The organism is Nocardia sp. 149-1B, from assembly GCF_057747975.1.
In genome coordinates, this window is sequence record NZ_CM173233.1 from 1,493,702 (window position 1) to 1,513,093 (window position 19,392).

21 protein-coding genes and 1 pseudogene are annotated in these 19,392 nt (G+C 72.4%); 18 read left to right on the plus strand and 4 right to left on the minus strand.

The genetic code is table 11. The features are described 5' to 3' along the window. The first annotated feature begins 25 nt into the window (after positions 1–25). Complete coding sequence (locus tag AC3ANS_RS07130; protein ID WP_488295465.1) at positions 26–2,074, plus strand: glycoside hydrolase family 3 protein; 2,049 nt, start codon at positions 26–28, stop codon at positions 2,072–2,074. 60 nt (positions 2,075–2,134) lie between these two features. Next, entirely contained in the window at positions 2,135–3,214 is a 1,080-nt protein-coding gene (locus AC3ANS_RS07135; protein ID WP_488295466.1) for an amidohydrolase family protein, read from the plus strand. A gap of 19 nt (positions 3,215–3,233) precedes the next feature. Here the strand turns inward: AC3ANS_RS07135 and AC3ANS_RS07140 are convergent, their stop codons facing one another. Genes AC3ANS_RS07140 through AC3ANS_RS07150 form a run of 3 tightly spaced genes read right to left on the minus strand, consistent with a single transcriptional unit; the run spans position 3,234 to position 5,596 of the window. Further along, entirely contained in the window at positions 3,234–4,130 is an 897-nt protein-coding gene (locus tag AC3ANS_RS07140; protein WP_488295467.1) for a response regulator transcription factor, read from the minus strand. Next, on the minus strand, positions 4,112–4,966 hold the full coding sequence (locus AC3ANS_RS07145) for a VanW family protein (protein ID WP_488295468.1): 855 nt from the start codon (positions 4,964–4,966) through the stop codon (positions 4,112–4,114). Before AC3ANS_RS07145 ends, AC3ANS_RS07140 begins: the two co-directional genes overlap by 19 nt. Positions 4,967–4,999: 33 nt before the next feature. After that, complete coding sequence (locus tag AC3ANS_RS07150; RefSeq protein WP_488295469.1) at positions 5,000–5,596, minus strand: hypothetical protein; 597 nt, start codon at positions 5,594–5,596, stop codon at positions 5,000–5,002. A gap of 198 nt (positions 5,597–5,794) precedes the next feature. Here AC3ANS_RS07150 and rpsP point away from each other — a divergent pair, with 198 nt between their 5' ends. The 12 genes and pseudogenes from rpsP to AC3ANS_RS07210 all read left to right on the plus strand — a co-directional run bounded on the left by rpsP (position 5,795) and on the right by AC3ANS_RS07210 (position 13,886). Beyond that, a complete protein-coding gene (rpsP, locus tag AC3ANS_RS07155; RefSeq protein ID WP_488295470.1) occupies positions 5,795–6,349 on the plus strand; it encodes a 30S ribosomal protein S16 in 555 nt (184 codons plus the stop codon). Further along, positions 6,346–6,597 carry an RNA-binding protein gene (locus tag AC3ANS_RS07160; protein ID WP_488296447.1) on the plus strand — a complete coding sequence of 84 codons (252 nt, stop codon included), beginning with the start codon at positions 6,346–6,348 and terminating at the stop codon, positions 6,595–6,597. The genes rpsP and AC3ANS_RS07160 overlap by 4 nt, the downstream gene beginning before the upstream one ends. A gap of 127 nt (positions 6,598–6,724) precedes the next feature. Further along, on the plus strand, positions 6,725–7,393 hold the full coding sequence (locus tag AC3ANS_RS07165) for a GNAT family N-acetyltransferase (protein WP_488295471.1): 669 nt from the start codon (positions 6,725–6,727) through the stop codon (positions 7,391–7,393). Positions 7,394–7,397: 4 nt separating this feature from the next. Beyond that, a complete protein-coding gene (rimM, locus tag AC3ANS_RS07170; RefSeq protein WP_488295472.1) occupies positions 7,398–7,946 on the plus strand; it encodes a ribosome maturation factor RimM in 549 nt (182 codons plus the stop codon). 4 nt (positions 7,947–7,950) lie between these two features. After that, positions 7,951–8,649: pseudogene (gene trmD, locus AC3ANS_RS07175) on the plus strand (tRNA (guanosine(37)-N1)-methyltransferase TrmD); the annotation flags it as partial. Between the two features lie 99 nt (positions 8,650–8,748). Next, a complete protein-coding gene (locus AC3ANS_RS07180) occupies positions 8,749–9,123 on the plus strand; it encodes a GNAT family N-acetyltransferase (protein ID WP_488296448.1) in 375 nt (124 codons plus the stop codon). A 202-nt stretch (positions 9,124–9,325) separates the two neighbouring features. Beyond that, positions 9,326–9,676: a 50S ribosomal protein L19 gene (rplS, locus tag AC3ANS_RS07185; RefSeq protein ID WP_488295473.1), complete on the plus strand. Its 351-nt coding sequence runs from the start codon at positions 9,326–9,328 to the stop codon at positions 9,674–9,676. Between the two features lie 34 nt (positions 9,677–9,710). Further along, positions 9,711–10,511, plus strand: coding sequence for a signal peptidase I (lepB, locus tag AC3ANS_RS07190; protein ID WP_488295474.1), 801 nt, complete (start codon positions 9,711–9,713; stop codon positions 10,509–10,511). Between the two features lie 7 nt (positions 10,512–10,518). After that, on the plus strand, positions 10,519–11,184 hold the full coding sequence (locus AC3ANS_RS07195) for a ribonuclease HII (RefSeq protein WP_488295475.1): 666 nt from the start codon (positions 10,519–10,521) through the stop codon (positions 11,182–11,184). After that, on the plus strand, positions 11,181–11,489 hold the full coding sequence (locus AC3ANS_RS07200) for a DUF2469 domain-containing protein (RefSeq protein WP_488295476.1): 309 nt from the start codon (positions 11,181–11,183) through the stop codon (positions 11,487–11,489). The genes AC3ANS_RS07195 and AC3ANS_RS07200 overlap by 4 nt, the downstream gene beginning before the upstream one ends. A gap of 131 nt (positions 11,490–11,620) precedes the next feature. Next, entirely contained in the window at positions 11,621–12,136 is a 516-nt protein-coding gene (locus AC3ANS_RS07205; protein ID WP_488295477.1) for a TadE/TadG family type IV pilus assembly protein, read from the plus strand. 1 nt (position 12,137) lies between these two features. Then, positions 12,138–13,886, plus strand: a complete 1,749-nt coding sequence (locus AC3ANS_RS07210; RefSeq protein ID WP_488295478.1) for a TadG family pilus assembly protein — start codon at positions 12,138–12,140, stop codon at positions 13,884–13,886. 9 nt (positions 13,887–13,895) lie between these two features. Here the strand turns inward: AC3ANS_RS07210 and AC3ANS_RS07215 are convergent, their stop codons facing one another. Further along, entirely contained in the window at positions 13,896–15,053 is a 1,158-nt protein-coding gene (locus AC3ANS_RS07215; protein ID WP_488295479.1) for an MFS transporter, read from the minus strand. A gap of 32 nt (positions 15,054–15,085) precedes the next feature. On the opposite strand from AC3ANS_RS07215, the gene AC3ANS_RS07220 reads away from it, so the two are divergent. The 4 genes from AC3ANS_RS07220 to dprA all read left to right on the plus strand — a co-directional run bounded on the left by AC3ANS_RS07220 (position 15,086) and on the right by dprA (position 19,379). After that, positions 15,086–16,132 (plus strand): LacI family DNA-binding transcriptional regulator, encoded by a 1,047-nt coding sequence (locus AC3ANS_RS07220; protein ID WP_488295480.1) that lies wholly within the window; start codon positions 15,086–15,088, stop codon positions 16,130–16,132. A 123-nt stretch (positions 16,133–16,255) separates the two neighbouring features. Further along, positions 16,256–16,630, plus strand: a complete 375-nt coding sequence (locus AC3ANS_RS07225) for a YraN family protein (protein ID WP_488295481.1) — start codon at positions 16,256–16,258, stop codon at positions 16,628–16,630. Beyond that, on the plus strand, positions 16,630–18,219 hold the full coding sequence (locus AC3ANS_RS07230; protein WP_488295482.1) for a YifB family Mg chelatase-like AAA ATPase: 1,590 nt from the start codon (positions 16,630–16,632) through the stop codon (positions 18,217–18,219). The genes AC3ANS_RS07225 and AC3ANS_RS07230 overlap by 1 nt, the downstream gene beginning before the upstream one ends. Next, positions 18,216–19,379 (plus strand): DNA-processing protein DprA, encoded by a 1,164-nt coding sequence (gene dprA / locus AC3ANS_RS07235; protein ID WP_488295483.1) that lies wholly within the window; start codon positions 18,216–18,218, stop codon positions 19,377–19,379. Before AC3ANS_RS07230 ends, dprA begins: the two co-directional genes overlap by 4 nt. Positions 19,380–19,392 lie beyond the last annotated feature (13 nt).

Sequence of the window (19,392 nt, forward strand, 5' to 3'; positions counted from 1 at the left end):
ACTTGCTCGGGCAAGGAGATCCCCCATGTTCAGCGACCCCGCTCCACGTTCCTCTCGCACCTCCGGTCGACGCGGACGCCGTCGGCCGGTACTCCTCGCGGCCTTCGCCGCCACGGCGCTCGCGGCCGTGCTCCTCCAGACCCAGACCGCGGCCGATGGCGGCACGCCCGGCGGCACCGCGGGCGGCACCGCGGCCGACGCCACGCTGCCGTACCAGGACCCCAGCCTGCCGGTGCCTCAGCGGGTCGCCGACCTGCTCGGCCGGATGTCCCTGGCGGAGAAGATCGGTCAGATGACCCAGGCCGAGCGCGTCGACATCGACGCCGACACCTCCCTGATCACCACCAACCGCCTCGGCAGCGTGCTGTCGGGCGGCGGCTCGGTGCCGAGCCCCAACACGCCTGCGGCCTGGGCCGACATGGTCGACCGCTACCAGCAGGCCGCTCTGGCCACCCCGCTCGGCATCCCGCTGCTGTACGGCGTCGACTCGGTCCACGGGCACGGCAACCTGCTCGGCGCGACCGTATTCCCGCACAACATCGGCCTCGGTGCCACCCGCGACCCCGCGCTGGTCGAGAAGGTCGCCCACATCACCGCGGAGGAGACCCGGGCCAGCGGACCGCAGTGGGCGTTCGCGCCCTGCCTGTGCGTGGCGCGCGACGACCGCTGGGGCCGCACCTACGAGAGCTTCGGGGAGACCCCGGCGCTCGTGGAGTCCATGGAGACCGCGATCGACGGCTTCCAGGGCGCACCTGGCCACCTCGATGACGCCGACCGGGTGCTCGCGACCGCGAAGCACTTCGCCGGCGACGGCCTCACGACGTACGACGACGCGGCCGCCGGCACCGGCGCCTACCCGATCGACCAGGGCATCGACCGGGTCACCCGCGCGGAGTTCGACCGGCTCGCGCTCGCGCCGTACATCCCGGCGATCAAGCAGCACCACGTCGGCTCCGTGATGCCGTCGTTCTCCAGCACCGACTTCAACGGCGGCAGCACCGACGACGCCGTGAAGATGCACGCCAACGGGGACCTGCTCACCGGCTGGCTCAAGGAGCAGCAGGGCTTCGACGGGTTCGTGATCTCCGACTGGCGGGCCATCCGCCAGCTGCCGGGGACCTACGCCGAGCAGGTGAAGGCCTCGGTCAACGCCGGCGTCGACATGTTCATGGAGCCGATCCAGGCGCCCAACAACCCCACCGGCTGGGACGAGTTCATCCCGACCCTGACCCAGCTGGTCGACCACGGCGACGTCTCGATGGCGCGCATCGACGACGCGGTGTCGCGGATCCTCACCGCGAAGTTCGAGCTCGGCCTGTTCGAGCACCCGTTGACCGACCGGACCCACCTGGCCGAGGTCGGCAGCGCCGCTCACCACGCCGTCGCCCGGCGTGCCGCCGCGGAGAGCCAGGTGCTGCTGCGCAACGAGCACCACACGCTGCCCCTGCGGGGCAAGCACGACGTCTACGTCGCCGGCAGCAACGCCGACAACATCGGCAACCAGGCCGGTGGGTGGACGCTGACCTGGCAGGGCGGCTCGACCAACGTCATCCCGGGCACCACGATCCTCGACGGCATCGAGCAGGCCGCGCGCGGCGACGTCACCTACAGCGAGACCGCGACGGCGCCGGTCCCGCGCCGGGCGGCCGGCATCGTGGTCGTCGGCGAGACGCCGTACGCCGAGGGCTTCGGTGACGTCGGCGGCCCGCAGTGGGCCTACGACCCCGGGGACAACGGTGTCCCGCGGCAGAAGCAGACCATGCGGCTGTCCGAGGCCGACACCCACGCGATCGAGACCGTGTGTGCGCGGGCGAAGTCGTGCACGGTGGTCGTCGTCTCGGGTCGCCCGATGGTGATCCCGCGGTCGCTGCTGCGTCAGATCGACTCGCTGGTCGCGTCGTGGCTGCCCGGCAGCGAGGGCGCGGGTGTCAGCGACGTGCTGTTCGGGAAGCGTCCGTTCACCGGCAAGCTGCCCGTGAGCTGGCCCCGGTCGCTCGACCAGGAGCCGATCAACGTCGGCGACCCGGGCTACGACCCGCTCTACCGCTTCGGCTTCGGCCTGCGCACCCGCTGACCACGGATCGGCGGGGGTCATGCCCCGGCGGTGCCGTCCTCGACCGGTACCGTCCGGGGCATGGCTGTGCCTGCGCTCCGGTTCTCCGGCCCTGTCCTGCCCGACGGTGAGGCCCGCACGCTCTACGTCCTCGACGGATCGGTGACCTACGAGCCGGTGGCAGGTGCCGAGCACGCGGTCGACGGCTGGATCGTGCCCGGGCTGGTGGACGCGCACTGCCACCTGGGCCTCGACGACGACGGGGCGATCTCGGAGCAGGCCACCGAGGAGCAGGCGGTGGCGGACCGCGACGCGGGGGCCCTGCTGATCCGCGACTGCGGCTCCGCGGCCGACACCCGCTGGGTCCACGAGCGTGAGGACCTGCCCCGGCTGATCCGCGCCGGGCGCCACATCGCCCGCACCAAGCGCTACATCCGCAACTACGCCCACGAGGTCGAGCCGGAGGACCTGGCGGCCGTGGTCGCCCGCGAGGCCGAGCGGGGTGACGGGTGGGTCAAGCTCGTGGGGGACTGGATCTCGCGCGACGCCGGGGACCTGGCGCCGTCGTTCCCGGCGGAGGCGTTCGCCGAGGCGATCCGCGTCGCCCACGAGCACGGCGCCCGGGTCACGGCGCACTGCTTCGGTCACGAGGTGCTCGGTGGGCTGCTGGAGGCGGGCATCGACTGCATCGAGCACGGCACCGGCCTGCACCCCGACCAGGTCGAGGCGATGGCGGCCCGCGGGGTCGCACTGGTGCCGACGGTCATGCAGCTGGACAAGTTCCCGCAGTACGCCGCCGCCGGCCGCGCGAAGTTCCCCGCCTACACCTCGACGATCACCGACCTCTACATCCGCCGCCGCGACACCGTGATGGCGGCCTACGAGGCGGGCGTCGCGCTCTATGCCGGCTCCGACGGCGGTGGCATCAGCCGGCACGGCAACCTCGCGGGCGAGGTGATCGCGATGACCGCGATCGGCCTGCCGGCCGACTACGCGCTGGGCGCCGCGTCATGGCGGGCGCGGGAGTGGCTCGGGTGGAACGCCGGTCTCGACGAGGGCGCGCCGGCCGACTTCGTCGTCTACGACAGTGATCCGCTCGAGGACCTCTCGGTGCTGCTGCGGCCCTCGGCCGTCGTGCTGCGCGGCCGGGTCGTCGCCTGACCGAGGGGCCCGACAGGGCTCAGCTGCGGGAGCCGACCAGCTGGAGCACGCCGTCGCCGACCCGGAACCAGCGCGGCCAGTGCGGGTTGTCGCCGATGCTGGTCAGCAGCTCGGGCACCTCCGCGTCGAACCACTCGCGGTCCTCCTCGGCCGTCCGGGTCGCGGTGGCCTCGGTCTCGCCGCGGAAGCGGAGCGCCAGCTGCCGCGCGGTCAGGGGCAGCGTGCCGGCGTACAGCATGGTCTCGATGAGCTTGACCTGCTCCGGGAGCGTGTTCGCCAGGCGGTCGTCGATGACCAGCAGGTCGCGCGACGGGTTGATGCGCAGGCCCCTGAACTCGATCCAGCTCCCCACGAACCGCATCCCCAGCTCGAGCATCCCGTCCCGGCCGTCGCGTCCCTCCTCGTCGACCTGGTCGTCCTCGGCGTAGCCCATCGGCTCCCCGGCCACGACGAGACGCAGGTACGCCCCCCGCGCCTGGTTGGCGGCGGCCGGTGCCCACGAGGCCGCGGTGGGTTCGCCCGTGACCGACGCGATCGGCCGCCTGGCCACCGCCGCCAGGCGCGCCTGCAGCTCGCGGGGGCGGATGGGCTTGGGGATGTAGTCGTCGGCGCCCGCATCGAACCCCGCCAGGATGTCGGACTCCTCGGTCCGGGTGCTGATGATGACGATGTAGGTGTCGGTCGCCTCGCGCACCCGCCGGGTCACCTCGAGGCCGTCCATCTGAGGCATGGTGACGTCGATCGTCGCCAGCACCGGGTGGTGCCGGAGCGCCAGGGCGAGCCCGTCGGGGCCGTTGGTGGCGGTGACGACCTGGAAGCCCGCGCGGGCCAGCACGGTCTCGAGCAGGCCCACGGTGTCGGCGTCGTCATCGATGACGAGGGCGACGGGCGTGGGCCCTACCGAGACTCCGGACACACACGGAGTATCCCAGGCGATGGTGTCTCGGGCCGGGGAACAGGTGTCGGGAGCGCGTACTTCACCACGGCGCGGTTGCGCCGGACCAGCTCCTCGGCGACGGGTACGCCGGTGCGCCGGTCGACCACGGTCCGCCAGATCTCGTTGCTGCGACGTACGACGCCGCACGCGTCCGTCTCGAATCGCTCGTCACGGGCCTCGATGGCGTAGGTGTACGCCGGCTCCCGGTCGGCGCGCAGCTCCCCGTGCAGGTGCCGCGGCCCCACCCAGGTCCGCAGCTGGAACGTCGTGGCGGTGTCGTTGCGGACCACGAGGTCGACGTAGTTGTAGACGATCGTGCACCCCACGCCCCACGGCAGCACCCGTCCGCTGTCGGGGAACGGGTCGAAGCTGTGCTCGCTGCGCTCGAGGACGGTGAGCGGCGAGTGCAGGAACATCCAGTGCAGCAGGTTCGCCAGCTGGCAGAGCCCGCCGCCGACACCCGGCGCGGGCGCGCCGTCGGAGAGGCGCATGCCCTCGACGTACCCCTTGCGACGGGTGCAGTTGCCGACCACCTTGTTGAACGAGAACGTCTCGCCCGGCCGGATCAGCAGCCGGTCGACCCGGGCGGTCGCGAGCCGCAGGTTCACGACCTTGCCGTGCTGCAGCACCATGTCGGCACCCGCGAGCTCGCGCAGCAGCGGCGAGCCGTGCCGGTGGAGGCGCACGGGGAGGTCGGCGGGGGAGCGGTACGACGCCCAGTCCGCCCGGCTCGCGAGCCACCGCGCCCGGCGGCGGGTGCGGTGCACGAGCACCGCAGCCGGCCGCAGCCAGGGGTGCCGCTGCGAGGGCGTCATGCCCCTGAGACGCCCCGGGGGACGCTCGGGTTGTCAGCGACCCGCGGTGGGGTGCGAGGGGTGCGTGGGGTGGGCGGGGCGCACGGACCAGAGGATCCCGGTGACCAGCAGGACCGCCAGGCCGGCCAGGAAGAGCACGAGCGGCACCGCGATCGTGGCGATGATGCCCACGACGAAGCTCCGGATCCCCGGGGCCGGCCCGATCAGCACGGATCCCTCGGCCTCGGCGCAGGTGACCTCGAGGTCTCCCGACCCGGGGTCGAACCGGGCGGACCCGCTCCAGTCGCCGGAGCCGTCCGAGCGATGGAAGCTCCCGGTGACCGGCTCGAGCGGGACGGGCTCGCCGCTCGCCCGGTCGACGACTCGGCACACCTGGCCGAACCCGTCCTCGAGCCAGAGCATGCGCTCGCCGCCACCGTCGATGCGCACCCGGTGGGGGTCCCCGTCGGAGCTGATCGTCGCGTCCGTCTCCAGGAAGCCGTTGAGGGTCCACAGGAACAGGCCGACCGCCGCGGCGACGGCGCTCAGGACCAGGGCGATGCCGATCCCGAACCACCACGCGCTGGGCCGGGCCTTGGCGGGTCGCGGTGGGACCGGCGGCGGCCCGTAGGGTGGTGGCAGCTGGGTCATGGGAAGACTCTGCCCGATTTCCTCTCGGCTCGATTTTCCGGCGCGGAGACCGTCTGGCAGGATAGGCCGCTGAGTCCTGCGCGCCCGGACCCTCTCACCCGGACGCCGCAGAGCCCATCGAAGGTCCCGTCCGGTGCTTTCCCCACCTGGTCACGGTGCCCTTCACCCACACACAACTTCCGAGGAGACACCACAAACGTGGCCGTCAAGATCCGTTTGAAGCGCCTGGGCAAGGTCCGGGTGCCGCAGTACCGCATCGTCGTCGTCGACTCGCGCAAGAAGCGCGACGGTCGAGTGATCGAGGAGATCGGCAAGTACCACCCCAAGGAGGACCCGTCGTACATCGACGTCGTCTCCGACCGGGCGCAGTACTGGCTCGGCGTCGGCGCGCAGCCGACCGAGGCCGTCGCCAAGATCCTCAAGATCACCGGCGACCTCCAGAAGTTCAAGGGCACGTCGGGCCAGGAGGGCACCCTCAAGGTCAAGGAGCCCAAGCGCGACAAGCTGGAGATCTTCAACGAGGCCCTCAAGGAGGCCGCGAGCGAGCCCAAGGGCGACGCCGTGACCAAGAAGGCCGCCTCGAAGAAGAAGGCCGACGCCAAGCCCGCTGAGGCCGAGACCGAGGCTCCGGCCGAGGCCGCCGCCGAGGCGCCCGCCGAGGCTCCGGCCCCGGTGCCGGCCGACGAGACGCCCGAGGTCGCTGCCGAGACGGCCGAGGCTGCTGAGGGCACCGGCGACAAGGCGGAGTCCTGAGCGCCATGCTCGCCGAGGCGCTCGAGCACCTGGTGCGCGGCGTCGTCGAACACCCTGACGACGTGAGCGTGCGGGACAAGCAGCTGCGTCGCGGCTCGATCCTCGAGGTCCGGGTCCACCCCGACGACCTCGGCAAGGTGATCGGCCGCAGCGGCCGGACCGCCACGGCGTTCCGCACCGTGATCTCCGCCCTGGCGGGTCGCGGCGGTGCGCGCATCGACTTCGTCGACGTGGACCGGCGGCGCTGATTCCGCCAGATCGGTCAGCACGAACGCGCACACGGGCGCCGTCCTTCGGGGCGGCGCCCGTGTCGCGTCTGCGGCACCCACCCCCAATGCGGTTGCGCGAGGTGGTCGCGGCCGGTTGGGTCGGGGGATGACGCTGACCCAGGCCGACCTGCACCCCGTGCTCGGGCTGCGCATCTCAGCGGGCCCTGTGGAGCTGCGCGGCATCACCGACGAGGACCTCGTCGTCCTGTGTGCGCTGGCGCAGGCAGGGGTCCATCCGCCGGAGCAGATGCCGTTCTACGTGCCGTGGACCGACGCCGAGCCCGCCGAGCTCGCGCGCAGCACGGCGGCGTACCACTGGCGCAACCGCGCCGACTACGCAGTGTCGGCTTGGGCGCTCGAGCTCGGCGTCTGGTACGACGGCGTGCTGGTCGGCTCGCAAGGCTTCCGCACCCGCGACTACCTCGTCACCCGGACCGGGGAGACCGGATCCTGGCTGGGGATCGCGCACCAGGGGCGCGGGATCGGCACCCTCATGCGGCGCGCCATCTGCGCGTTCGTCTTCGACCACCTCGACGGCGCTGAGGTGACCTCCGGGGCGTTCGTGGACAACCCGGCCTCGCTTGCGGTCTCGCGCAAGGTCGGTTACCGGGACAACGGCCGGCAGCGTCTCGAGCGCCGGCCGGGCGAGCTCGCCGTCAACCAGAAGCTCGTCCTCACCCCCGCGGACCTCGTCCGCGGGGTACCGCTGGAGGTCGAGGGACTGCCCGCGTTCCGACGCCTCGTCGGGCTCGACGCGGCGCACCCCCTACCCTGACCGCGTGGAGACCATCGATGTCGTCGTGGGCCGGATCGGCAAGGCCCACGGCCTGCGCGGCGACGTGACCATCGACGTGCGCACGGACGAGCCCGATCGGCGATTCGCGCCCGGGACGGTCCTCGGAGTGGAGGCGCCCCGCGGTTCGGCGACCCCGCTGCGAACCCTCACCCTCGCCAGTGCGCGCTGGCACTCCTCGGTGCTGCTCGCGCGATTCGAGGAGATCCCGGACCGCACCGCTGCCGAGGCCGCCCGCGGGATCCTGCTGCACGCGACGATCCCGGCGGACGCGTCGCCCGAGGACCCCGACGAGTTCTACGACCACCAGCTGATCGGGCTCGCGGCGTACGACGTCTCCGGTGCCGCGCTCGGTGAGGTCAGCGGGCTCGTGCACGGCGGTGCCCAGGACCTGCTGACCATCCGCACGCCCGATGGCCGCGACGCGCTCGTGCCGTTCGTCAAGGCGCTGGTGCCCGAGGTCGACCTCGCCGCGCGCCGCGTGGTGATCGCGGACCGCCCGGGCCTGGTCACTCCGCTGCCCGAGGACGACTAGCGCGATGCGCATCGACGTCATCACGATCTTCCCCGACTACCTCGCGCCCCTGGAGCTGTCGCTGGCCGGGAAGGCCCGCGAGAAGGGCCTGATCGACGTCCGGGTCCACGACCTGCGGCAGTGGACCCACGACCGGCACCGCACGGTCGACGACACGCCGTACGGTGGCGGCGCCGGCATGGTGATGAAGCCGGAGCCCTGGGGCGAGGCCCTCGACGAGCTGCTGGGGGAGGGCCCGCCCGGGGGCGTGACGGTCGTGGTCCCCACGCCGTCGGGGCAGCCGTTCACCCAGGCGCTCGCGCGCGATCTGGCCGGCCGCGAGCGGCTGGTGTTCGCGTGCGGCCGCTACGAGGGCATCGACCAGCGGGTGCTCGACGAGGTGGCCGACCGGGCCGAGCTGCGCGAGATCTCGCTCGGTGACTACGTGCTCAACGGGGGCGAGGTGGCCGCCCTCGCGGTGACCGAGGCCGTCGTCCGGCTGGTGCCCGGGTTCATGGGCAACGCCGAGTCGCTGGTGGAGGAGTCCCACGCTCCGTCCGATTCGGGGGCGAGCCTCCTGGAGTACCCCGTCTACACCAAGCCGCCGTCGTGGCGCGGGCGCGACGTGCCGCCCGTGCTGCTGTCGGGGGACCACGCCGCGATCGCCGGATGGCGCCGCGAGCAGGCGGAGCGTCGTACGACGCAGCGCCGGCCGGACCTGCTGCACCCCTCGGTGGCCCTCGCGGACGTCGAGCTGGGTCCGGCCCAGCCGGCCGACGCCGGGGAGCTGTACGTCCTCCAGCTCGCCTGCTGGGTCCAGGAGATGCACGACAACCCCGGCGTCCGCATCCCGGCCCTGCACGAGTCGCTCGACGACCTGCGCGCGTGGTTGGTCCGCGACACCGTGGTGGTGGCCCGCTCGGCCGGCCGGCTGGTGGGTGCCGTGCGCGCCTCGCTGGACGGCGAGGCGTGGGAGGTCGGCCGGCTCATGGTCGCCCCCGACGTGGCCGGGCGGGGGCTGGGGCGCGCACTGCTGGCCCGGATCGAGGCGGTCGCCCCGGCGGAGGCCACGACGTACGCGCTGTTCACAGGAGCCGGGAGCGCGCGCAACCAACGGATGTACAAGAAGGCCGGCTACCGGCTGCGCGGCGAGATCGAGCCTGGCGTCGTACGGATGACCAAACCTGTCCGCAGGTGATTTTCGGCGGGCGGCCCCGCTGTGGCAGACTTGCTCCTCGGCCCAGTCGGCCAAACAAGGACCGCCCGGAGGACTCGTCCGGCGGGGGTCCGCACCGGTTCCTGCCACAGGGGGGACATGGTGCCGCCGGCCAGCACAGACGGGGCCCACAACTCAACGGTTCCGATACCGCGGCTGACCTGTGGCACTCGTGAGGAGAGACATGAGCAACGTCATCACCGAGCTCGGCAATGCGAGCAAGCGCACCGACCTCCCCGACTTCCGCGCCGGCGACACCGTCAAGGTGCACGTGAAGGTCGTCGAGGGCAACCGGTCCCGCGTCCAGGTCTTCCAGGGCGTGGTCATCCGCGTGCAGGGCTCCGGCGTGGGCCGCAGCTTCACCGTCCGCAAGGTCTCCTTCGGCGTCGGTGTCGAGCGCACCTTCCCGCTGCACTCCCCGATCTTCGAGCAGATCGAGGTCGTGACCCGCGGTGACGTCCGCCGCGCCAAGCTCTACTACCTGCGCAACCTGCGCGGCAAGAAGGCGAAGATCAAGGAGCGCCGCGAGGCCTGAGGGTTTTCTCAGGCATCCCCGTTAGCCTCTGCGCGTGACTTCCGAAGACCGCGACCCCGCGTCCGTCGCTGAACCAGACGAGACGGGGTCGCGGTCTTCGCACGTCCAGGTGGACCCCGACCCGGCGAAGCCGAAGAAGAAGCACCTGCCGGTCTGGCAGGAGACCGCCCTGCTGCTCGGCATCGCGGTGGTGCTCGCGATCGTGATCAAGGCGCTGTTCGTCCAGGCGTTCTACATCCCCTCGCAGTCGATGGAGCCCGGACTCGTCAAGAACGACCGGATCCTGGTGCAGAAGGTGTCGTACTGGTTCGGCGGCAGCCCTCAGCGCGGCGACGTCGTGGTCTTCAAGGACCCCGGCGGCTGGCTGTCCGCCGAGGAGTCCGCCGGCCCGACCAACGGGGTCGCGAAGGTGCTCTCCAAGATCGGCCTCTACCCCACGGGCGGGCACCTGGTGAAGCGGGTGATCGGGGTCGCCGGAGACACCATCAAGTGCTGCGACACGCAGGGCAGGATCTCGGTCAACGGCCAGCCGTTGAACGAGAAGTCCTATGCGCGCCTCGGTGGTGGTGCGTGCTATGGCCCGATGAAGGGCAACTGCGACTGGGAGGTCGGCCCGATCCCGAAGGGCCACATCTTCGTGATGGGCGACAACCGCAACAACTCCGCGGACTCGTCGTACCACATGTGCGTCAAGACCGACCGGGACTGCACCCTCAATCCCTACGTCGACGTCGGAGACGTGGTCGGGAAGGTGTTCGTGCTGCTGTGGCCCAGCGACCACTTCAAGTTCCTGCATCGTCCCGACACCTTCGCGGACGTGCCCGACCCCTCCTAGGGACGCCGTGAGCGAGCTGCCACGCGGAGCCACGATCCGCAAGGACGCCGGGATCTACGGCTACGAGCGTGCCCTGCGCCGGCACGGCATCGAGCCGATCGCGGGTGTCGATGAGGCGGGCCGCGGAGCCTGTGCCGGACCGCTCGTCGCCGGGGCGGCGATCCTGCCGGCGGGCAAGGCCGGGATCATCCCGGGCCTGGCCGACTCGAAGCTGCTGACCGAGAAGGCCCGCGAACGCTGCTACGACCAGGTCGTGAAGCGCGCGCTGGCCTGGTCGGTGGTCGTGGTCTCGCACGAGGAGTGCGACCGGCTCGGCATGCACGTGGCGAACGTCGAGGCCCTGCGGCGTGCGGTGGCGCTGCTGGAGCTGCTGCCGTCGTACGTGCTGACCGATGGGTTCCCGGTCGACGGTCTGGGCGTCCCGGGCCTGGCGATGTGGAAGGGCGACCGGGTCGCGGCCTGCATCGCCGCGGCCTCGGTGCTCGCGAAGGTCACCCGCGACCGGATCATGACCGAGCTGGACGCGCAGTGGCCGGCGTACGACTTCAAGACCCACAAGGGCTACATCACCGACGTGCACACCGCCGCGCTGACCGCTCACGGTCCCTCGCCGATCCACCGGATGCGCTTCGTCAACGTCCGTCGGGCCGCCGGGATAGAGTCCCTCTCGTGAGCGCGGAGGACCTCGAGAAGTACGAGACCGAGATGGAGCTGACGCTCTACCGGGAGTACCGCGACGTCGTCGGGATCTTCAAGTACGTCGTCGAGACCGACCGCCGCTTCTACCTCTGCAACCAGGTCGACGTGAAGGCCCGGACCGAGGCCGGCGACGTGTTCTTCGAGGTCTCGATGAGTGACGCCTGGGTGTGGGACATGTACCGCCCCGCGAGGTTCGCCAAGAACGTGAAGGTCCTGACGTTCAAGGACGTCAACGTCGAGGAGCTCAGCCCCGCCGAGATCGACCCGCCCAAGGCCTGACCCGCCCGGGTCCGGCCTGGCCCCGGCGGACCAGACCAGTTCGGTCGATTCGGCTCCACGCGTGGTCCACGCCACTTAACCTGTCGCCCTGGCGGCCGTGGCGACCGGCCGCACGACGTCGAGGTGGGCCGATGGCCGGTGGGGTGGCGCGTCAGCTGCGTTCGCGCGACCGCGAGCGCGGTGCCGCGGCGGTGGAGTTCGCGCTCGTGGTGCCGGTCCTGCTCCTGCTCGTGTTCGGGATCATCAGCTACGGCTACATGCTCAGCTACCGGCAGGCGCTGAGCCAGGGTGCGGCCGAAGGTGCCCGCAATGCTGCCGTGTCGCTGTCGAGCACGGCGAGCGGCACCAAGATCACGGACGCCGTCGATGCGGTCAACGACGCGCTGAGCTCGTACGGCGTCACGTGCTCCGCCGCGCCGGCGAGCTCGGCGGCGACCTCGGCGAGCGGCAACCTGGTGAAGGGCTCGGCCACCGTCGGCACCTGCTCCGTCGCGATCGCGCAGTGCCCCACGGCCACGTCGTACAAGTGCGCCACGGTGACGCTCGACCATGCCTATCAGGATCATCCGTTGATCCCGTCGGTTCCAGGGCTCGGCCTCGTCCTGCCGAGCTCGCTGAGGTACGCGGCTGTGGCCGAGGTCAGCTGAGGTGCGGCGCTCGAAGGACGAGCAGGGCGCCGTGGTCGTCCTCGTCGCAGTGGCACTGACGATGCTCATCGCGATCGCCGCCTTCGCCGTCGACCTCGGCATGCAGCGCGTGGTGCGGCGCGACATGCAGGCGCTTGCGGACGTGGTCGCGCTCGACCTCGCACGGCACCTCGACGGGCGGAGCGCGTCCGCCCTGGCGGCCGAGCTGACGGCGCAGAAGAACGCGACGGTGGCGGCGAACGGGTCCACGCTCGGCAGCACCCCCGTCGTGACCTTCGAGACGGGCGGGTTCACGGCGACCGGCACGTTCTCCACCGCGATCGACCCGCCTACGGCGGTGCGCGTGACGGCGTCCGCCTCGGTCGACTTCGCGTTCGCTCCCGGCAGTGGCGGGGCGACTCGGACCGCCTCGAGCTCCGCGGTCAGCAACGCGTGCTTCTCCGTCGGGTCCTTCGCGGTCGGTCTGGGCCGCAACCCGTCCGCGTTGACGGCGTTGCTCAATCCCATCCTGGGCGACACGACCCTGACCGCCGTCGGCTACCAGGGACTCGCGAACGCGGACGTCACGCTGCTGGACCTGATCAAGGCCCCGACCATCAACGTCGGGAGCATCAGCCAGCTGCTGGCCGCGAACGACATCAGCGTCGGCGACCTCATGCTCGCCTCGGCGTACGTGCTGCGCGACGAGGGCGGCGCGGCGAACATCGCCCAGGCCACGCTGCTGGAGCATCTGGCCACCACGGCGGTGAAGGCCGGCGTCAACGTCGCGGTCGGAGATGTCCTGGGCCTCACCAACGCGGGGGAGGGGGCGCTGGACGCCTCGGTCAACGTGCTCGACCTGGTGGCAGGTGCCGCCACGATCGCGAACGGAGCTCACTTCGTCGGGGCTCCCGCGCTGGACCTGGCCGTGCCCGGCCTGACGTCCACGACGCAGTCGGTCTCCATCATCGAGGCGCCGCACGTCGCGTGCGGTCAGGCGGGCGCCCGGGCCGAGACCGCCCAGGTGAGCGTCGACGGTGGCGGCACAATCGCGCCACCTGCCGTCCCGCTGCCCCTGGGCGGATCGATCAACATCAGCGGGGCGCTGACGCTGCACGCCGAGGTCGGACAGGCGACGGGGACCCTCGGCGCGGTGACCTGCGGTCCCGACGTGGTCCCCGTCAAGGTGACGACCGCACTCACGGCGATCTCGGCGTACGTCCCGCTCGCGATCACCGGCAACGACATCGGCATCGGGTCCGTCGCCGGCCTCCCAGGCCTCGTGACGGCCGACATCTCGCTGGTGCAGACGGTCGCCGCGGCACCGCTGAGCCGGCCCTCGGACGCGCTGGGCTCGACCTTGACCTGGACGGTGCCGCCCGACGCGTACTCGTCGATCAAGCACACGGGCTCGGGTGCGCACACGTTGGGAACGGCGTCGGCCTCGACGACGACCGCGCTGCAGGTCACCGACGTGCGGGTGGCCGGCGTGCCGCTCGCGAACGTCACTCTCCTGGGCCTGCCGATCGGAGCCGTGCTGCAGACCGCGGTGATGGACACCGTCAACGCGACCGTCAACGGCCTGTTGGGTGCGACCGGTCTCATCACGACCACCGTGGCCGGCATCATCGCTGACACCGTCAACCCTGCCATCACCAGTCTCAACACGGTGGTCGGTCAGCTGGCCGACATCAGCGGGCTGGAGCTGGGCGGCGCGGACGTGCAGGCGCTGCCGAGCGCCACGTGCAACCAGCCGGTGCTGCGCGGCTGAGCGGGCCCGTCAGACCGGGCTGCCCACCGGCGCCGTCGCGCGCAGGACCGCGGCCAGTCCGACACCGGCGAGGCCGAGCATCAGTGGGATCACCAGCAGGGCGGCCTTCAGTGAGGTCGCATCGGCGAGCGCGCCGACGGTCAGCGGGGCGACCAGCACGGCAAGGGAGGTCACGGTGACCGCGCGACCGGTGGCGAGAACCGCGCGGCCCGGGGCCAGCGCCACCGCGATGGACATGCCCATCGGGAACAGGTTGCCGATCCCGAGACCGAGGGCGGTGAGGCCGAGGACGGTCTGGAGTGGTGCGGACGATGTCCAGAGCACCGCGAATCCGAGGGCGCTCAGCACCAGGGCGGAGCCCAGCAGAGTGGTCGGCTCGATCCGGCGGGCCAGCCGGCTGCCGTAGGTGCGCGCGGCGAGAACGCCGATGAAGAACCCGGCCATCATCGAGACGGCGCGCCCTGCCGACACGTCGGCCGCCTCCTCGGCGAAGCTCGCTCCCCACCCGGTGGCGCACCACTCAGCCGCCGTCGTGCAGACCAGGATGCCGACCGCGATCCAGAAGGGTCGCGGCAGCGGCTCCTTGGCCACGGACGTCACCGGGGGAGCGGCCATCGGGAGCGCCCGGTTGTTCCACCACAGGAGGAGCGGCGCGAGCAACGAGAGGAGCACCGCCGAACGCCATCCCAGGTGCAGGGCGGTCGCCAGCGACAGCACCCCGATGAGCACGAGGTAGGCGGCGCTCGCGGACAGGTTGGCCTCGGTCAGCGCGATGCTGCGGTGATCGCCGTGCTGGTCGGAGAGGACCGCCTGCAGGGTCACCAGCAGCAACCCGCCGCCGGACCCCATGACGAACACCGAGCCGATCGTCATCGCGGCCGTCTGGCCTGCGGTCAGTCCGATGGCGCCCGCGCTCATGACGGCGGCAGAGGTCCACAGCAGCTCGCCCCGCCCGAGCAGCCTCTCGAGGTGCGCCGAGGCCAGCCCGCCGAGCATGCTGCCCGCGGCGAAGGCAGCGACGTGCAGACCGCCGACCGAGTAGCTCAGGTCGAGCTCGTCCCTCAGGTGCGGCACCACCAGCCCGGGCGTCGCCTGGAGGTAGGCGAACCAGCCGAGCACCAGGTACATGACCCAGGTCAGCCGGTCGCGAACGAATCCCTGCGCCATGCGTGTAACGATACACAGGCTAGGGTCGGGCCATGCAGGAACCCGGTCGATCGAAGCGGGCGACCCTCGCCCAGGTCGCCGAGCGGGCGGGCGTGTCGGTGATGACCGCCTCGTACACCTACAACCAGCCCGAGCGGGTGTCGGAGCAGGCCCGGGCCAAGGTGGCCGCGGCGGCCGCCGAGCTCGGGTACGCCGGGCCGCACCCCAGCGCCCGGTCGCTGCGTCGCGGCAGCACGCTCGCGCTCGGCGTCGTGCTCGGCGAGCACCTCACCTACGCGTTCGACGACCCCGCCGCGGTGGCGTTCATGGCCGGAGTCGCCGAGGTCTGCGCGGAGCGCGGCTTCGGCATGACGATCCTGCCGATCACCGGCACCGCGCAGGACGCCGATCGCATCGCTGATGCAGCCGTCGACGGCTTCGTGGTGTGGACGACCGCGGACGACGACCCCACGCTGGCAGCGGTGCTGGCGACGCGGCGTCCGGCGGTGATCCACAACGGCTCCCGGGTGCGCGGCCTGGTGGAGGTCAGCATCGACAACCGTGCTGCGGCGCAGGCGGTCGGGGCCCTTGCGTTCTCCGGCGCGCGGCGTCCGGCGATCGTGAGCCACCCGCTCTCCCGCGAGCGGGTGGCGTCGGTCTCGCGCGGCGCCGAGCTCGGCGAGGTGGCGTTCCCGGTGACACGGGACCGGCTGGCCGGCTATCGCGAGGCGGCCGAGGCCGCCGGCACGGCCTGGACCGATGTGGTCGTCGCGGTGTGCGCCCGCAACGACCCGGTCGAGGCCGAGCGCGCGGCCACCGCGTTGCTGACGTCGCACGACCCGCCGGACGCCATCGCCGCCATGAGCGACCAGATGGCGCTCGGCGTCCTGCGCGCCGCCGCGGCTCTGGGCGTGCGTGTTCCGCGCGACCTCGCCGTCACCGGGTGGGACGACCTGCCCGCCGCCGAACCGGCCGGACTCACCACCGTGCACCAGTCCATGCGTGAGCAGGGGGCCGCCTGCGCCCGGGCGGCGCTCGGCCGGCGGACGCGCTCGTCGACCGCGCCGTGGTCGGTGGTCGCCCGCTCGAGCACCCGCTGAGCCGGTCTCCGGCCCGCCTGCCGTCCACAGCACGCGCCTTCGACCGGGCCGTCCACAGGTCGGCGTACGACCGCCTCGCACCGTCCCTCCCTCCGGCCAGGCTCTGCCGCAGGAGGTCGAGAGATGACGAGTTCGGCAACGGCGGCGATCAAGCAGGCCCTGGGCGCCTACGGCGAGACCCTGGCGATGCGGCACCTGGTGGAGCAGGGGATGGTGCTGCTCGATCGCAACTGGCGGTGCGAGGCGGGCGAGATCGATCTGGTCCTGCGTGACGGGGACGTCCTCGTCGTCTGCGAGGTGAAGACGCGCAGCAGCCTGCGCTACGGCACTCCCCACGAGGCGGTGACCGACATCAAGCTCGCCCGGCTGCGTCGGCTCGCGACCCGGTGGGTCGAGGAGCGAGGGGTGGCGGTGCGCGACATCCGCATCGACGTGGTGGCCGTGGTGCGGCCGCGTCGTGGGTCCTCTTCCCTCGACCACGTCAGGGGGATCGGCTGATGCCCTTCGCGACCGCGCACACCGTCTCGCTCCACGGCGCCGTGGGGCACCTCATCGACGTGCAGACCGACGTCTCGCCCGGACAGGTGGGCGTCACGATGGTCGGCCGCGCAGACACGATGATCAACGAGTCCCGCGACCGATGCCGGATGGCGATCATCAACAGCGAGCTCGACTGGCCGGCCACCCGTCGGATCACGATCCTGCTGTCACCGGCCGACCTCGCCAAGAGCGGCACCCATCTCGACCTGGCCATCGCGGTCTCGGTGCTGGCAGCGGCCGGCAGCGTTCCGGCCACCGGGCTCGAGGGCACGGCGTTCATCGGCGAGCTCACGCTCGACGGCAACCTGCGCTCGGCAGCCGGGGTGCTGCCGATGGTGATGGCTGCCGCCGACCGGGGGATCCGCGCGGTCTTCGTTCCCGAACCCCAGGCGGCCGAGGCTTCGATGGTGCCCGACATGAGCGTGATCGGCGTCCGGTCGCTGAGCCAGGTCGTGGCCGTCCTGCGCGGCGACGACGAGGTGCCCGAGGCTCCGCCGGTGTCGCCCGCGTCGGGCACCCGGCTGCTGGCCTGGCGCGGCCAGGAGCGCCTCGACGAGCTGGACCTGGCCGATCTCGTGGGCGTCGACGACGCCCGCTACGCCGTCGAGGTCGCCGCCGCCGGTGGTCACCACCTGCTGCTCTCGGGTCCCAAGGGCTGTGGCAAGACGAGCCTGGCCGAACGGATCCCGGGGATCCTGCCCGACCTCAGCCCGGCGGAGTCGGTCGAGCTCAGCGCCATCCACTCCCTCGCCGGGATCCTCGACCCGGAGTCGGGCTTCCCCACCCGGCCCCCGTTCTCCGCGCCGCACCACGACGCCAGCAAGACCAGCCTGATCGGTGGCGGCCTCGGGGTCGTGCGTCCGGGTGAGGTCAGCAAGGCCCACACAGGGGTGCTCTTCCTGGACGAGTTCCCGCTCTTCCACGCCGACGTGATCGAGGCACTTCGCCAGCCGCTCGAGAACGGCGACATCACCGTCGCCCGTCGCGACGAGTCCGTCACGCTGCCCGCCCGCGGCATGGTCGTCCTGGCGGCCAACCCGTGTCCCTGTGGCGACTACAGCGGCGACGCACGGCTCAACCACTGCATCTGCCGCGAGGCGCAGCGCCGGTCCTACCGCAGCAAGGTCACCGGCCCGGTCGCCGACCGGGTCGACATCACCCGGCACCTGCCCGCTCTGCGCCGGCGCGACGCCGTCGTCGACCTCGGCCCGAGCGAGCCCTCGGCCACCGTGCGGCGTCGGGTCGAGGAGGCTCGCGCGCGCCAGGCGCAGCGCTACGACGGCGAGAGCTGGCGGCTCAACGCCCACGCGCCGGGTCCGGTGCTCCGCGATCGCTGGCCGCTGAGCAAGCTCGCGCAGAAGGCCGTCGACGACCAGCTCTACGCCGGACGCCTCAGCCGCCGCGGCGCCACCCGCGTCCATCGGCTCGCCTGGACGGTCGCCGACCTGCGGAGGGTCGACCAGCCCGGGCCCGACGAGGTGGACACCGCGCTGCGGCTGCGCACCGGCGACCCGCTGCTGGTCAGGATGCTGGAGCGCGTGGGATGACCACCGCCGACCGCCTGGCTCGCGTCGCGCTGTGCGCGATCGGTGAGCCCGGGGACCCGCGGCTGCTCGACCAGGTGACCCAGCTCGGCGCACCGGCCGTCCTCGATCTCCTGCTCAGCGGGCACCGCATCGACGACCTGCAGACCGATCCCGACGCCCGGCGCTCGGCGCTCGACCCCGAGCAGACGCTCGCGGACGCCACCCGGCTCGGCCTGCGCTTCGTCGTGCCCGGCGACGACGAGTGGCCCGTCCAGCTCGACGACCTCGCCACCGCGCCGCCGTTGTTCCGGCGCGGTGGCGTCCCGGTGGGCCTGTGGGTGCGCGGACCCGCGCGACTCGACGAGCTCGCCGGGTCGGTCGCGATCGTCGGGTCCCGGTCCGCGACGACCTACGGGGCCGACGTGGCCGCCGACCTCGCCGCCGACCTGGCGGGCGCCGGCCGGGCGGTCGTCTCCGGGGCCGCCTTCGGGATCGACCAGGCGGCCCATCGCGGCGCACTCAGCGGCGGTGGGACCACCGTCGCGGTGCTGGCGTGCGGAGCCGATCGGGTCTACCCCGTCGCGCACCGCCAGCTCATCGAGCACATCGGCGCCCACGGGGCCGTCGTGTCGGAGGCGCTGCCCGGCTGGGCGCCGACCCAGATCCGTTTCCTGGCCCGCAACCGCCTGATCGCCGCGCTCACCACGGGCACGGTCGTCGTCGAGGCGGCCATCCGGAGTGGGGCGCTCAACACCGCCAACTGGGCCGCCCGGCTCAACCGGACGGCCATGGGCGTGCCAGGCCCGGTGACCAGTGCGTCGTCACAGGGGGTGCACCAGCTGATCCGGTCGCAGGCTGCCACCCTCGTCACGTCCGGCGCCGAGGTGCTCGAGTCGGTGAGCGCGGCGGGGGAGCACCTCGTGGAGGTGCCGCGCGGCCCGGCCCGCCCGCGCGACCGGCTGACGACCCGGGAGCGCCAGGTGCTCGACGCCGTCCCGGCTGTCCAGCCCGCACCCGAGGCCTCGGTCGCCCGCACCGCCGGGCTCCTGGCCGCCGAGACGCACCAGGTGCTGGCCGTGCTGGCTCGCCACGGTCTGGCCGAACGGGTCGCCGGAGGTTGGCGGCTCGCCGCGCTGGCTCGCGAGGACTCGGGCGGTCCGTTCCTAGACTCGAGCACGTGAGCGACGAGGACGT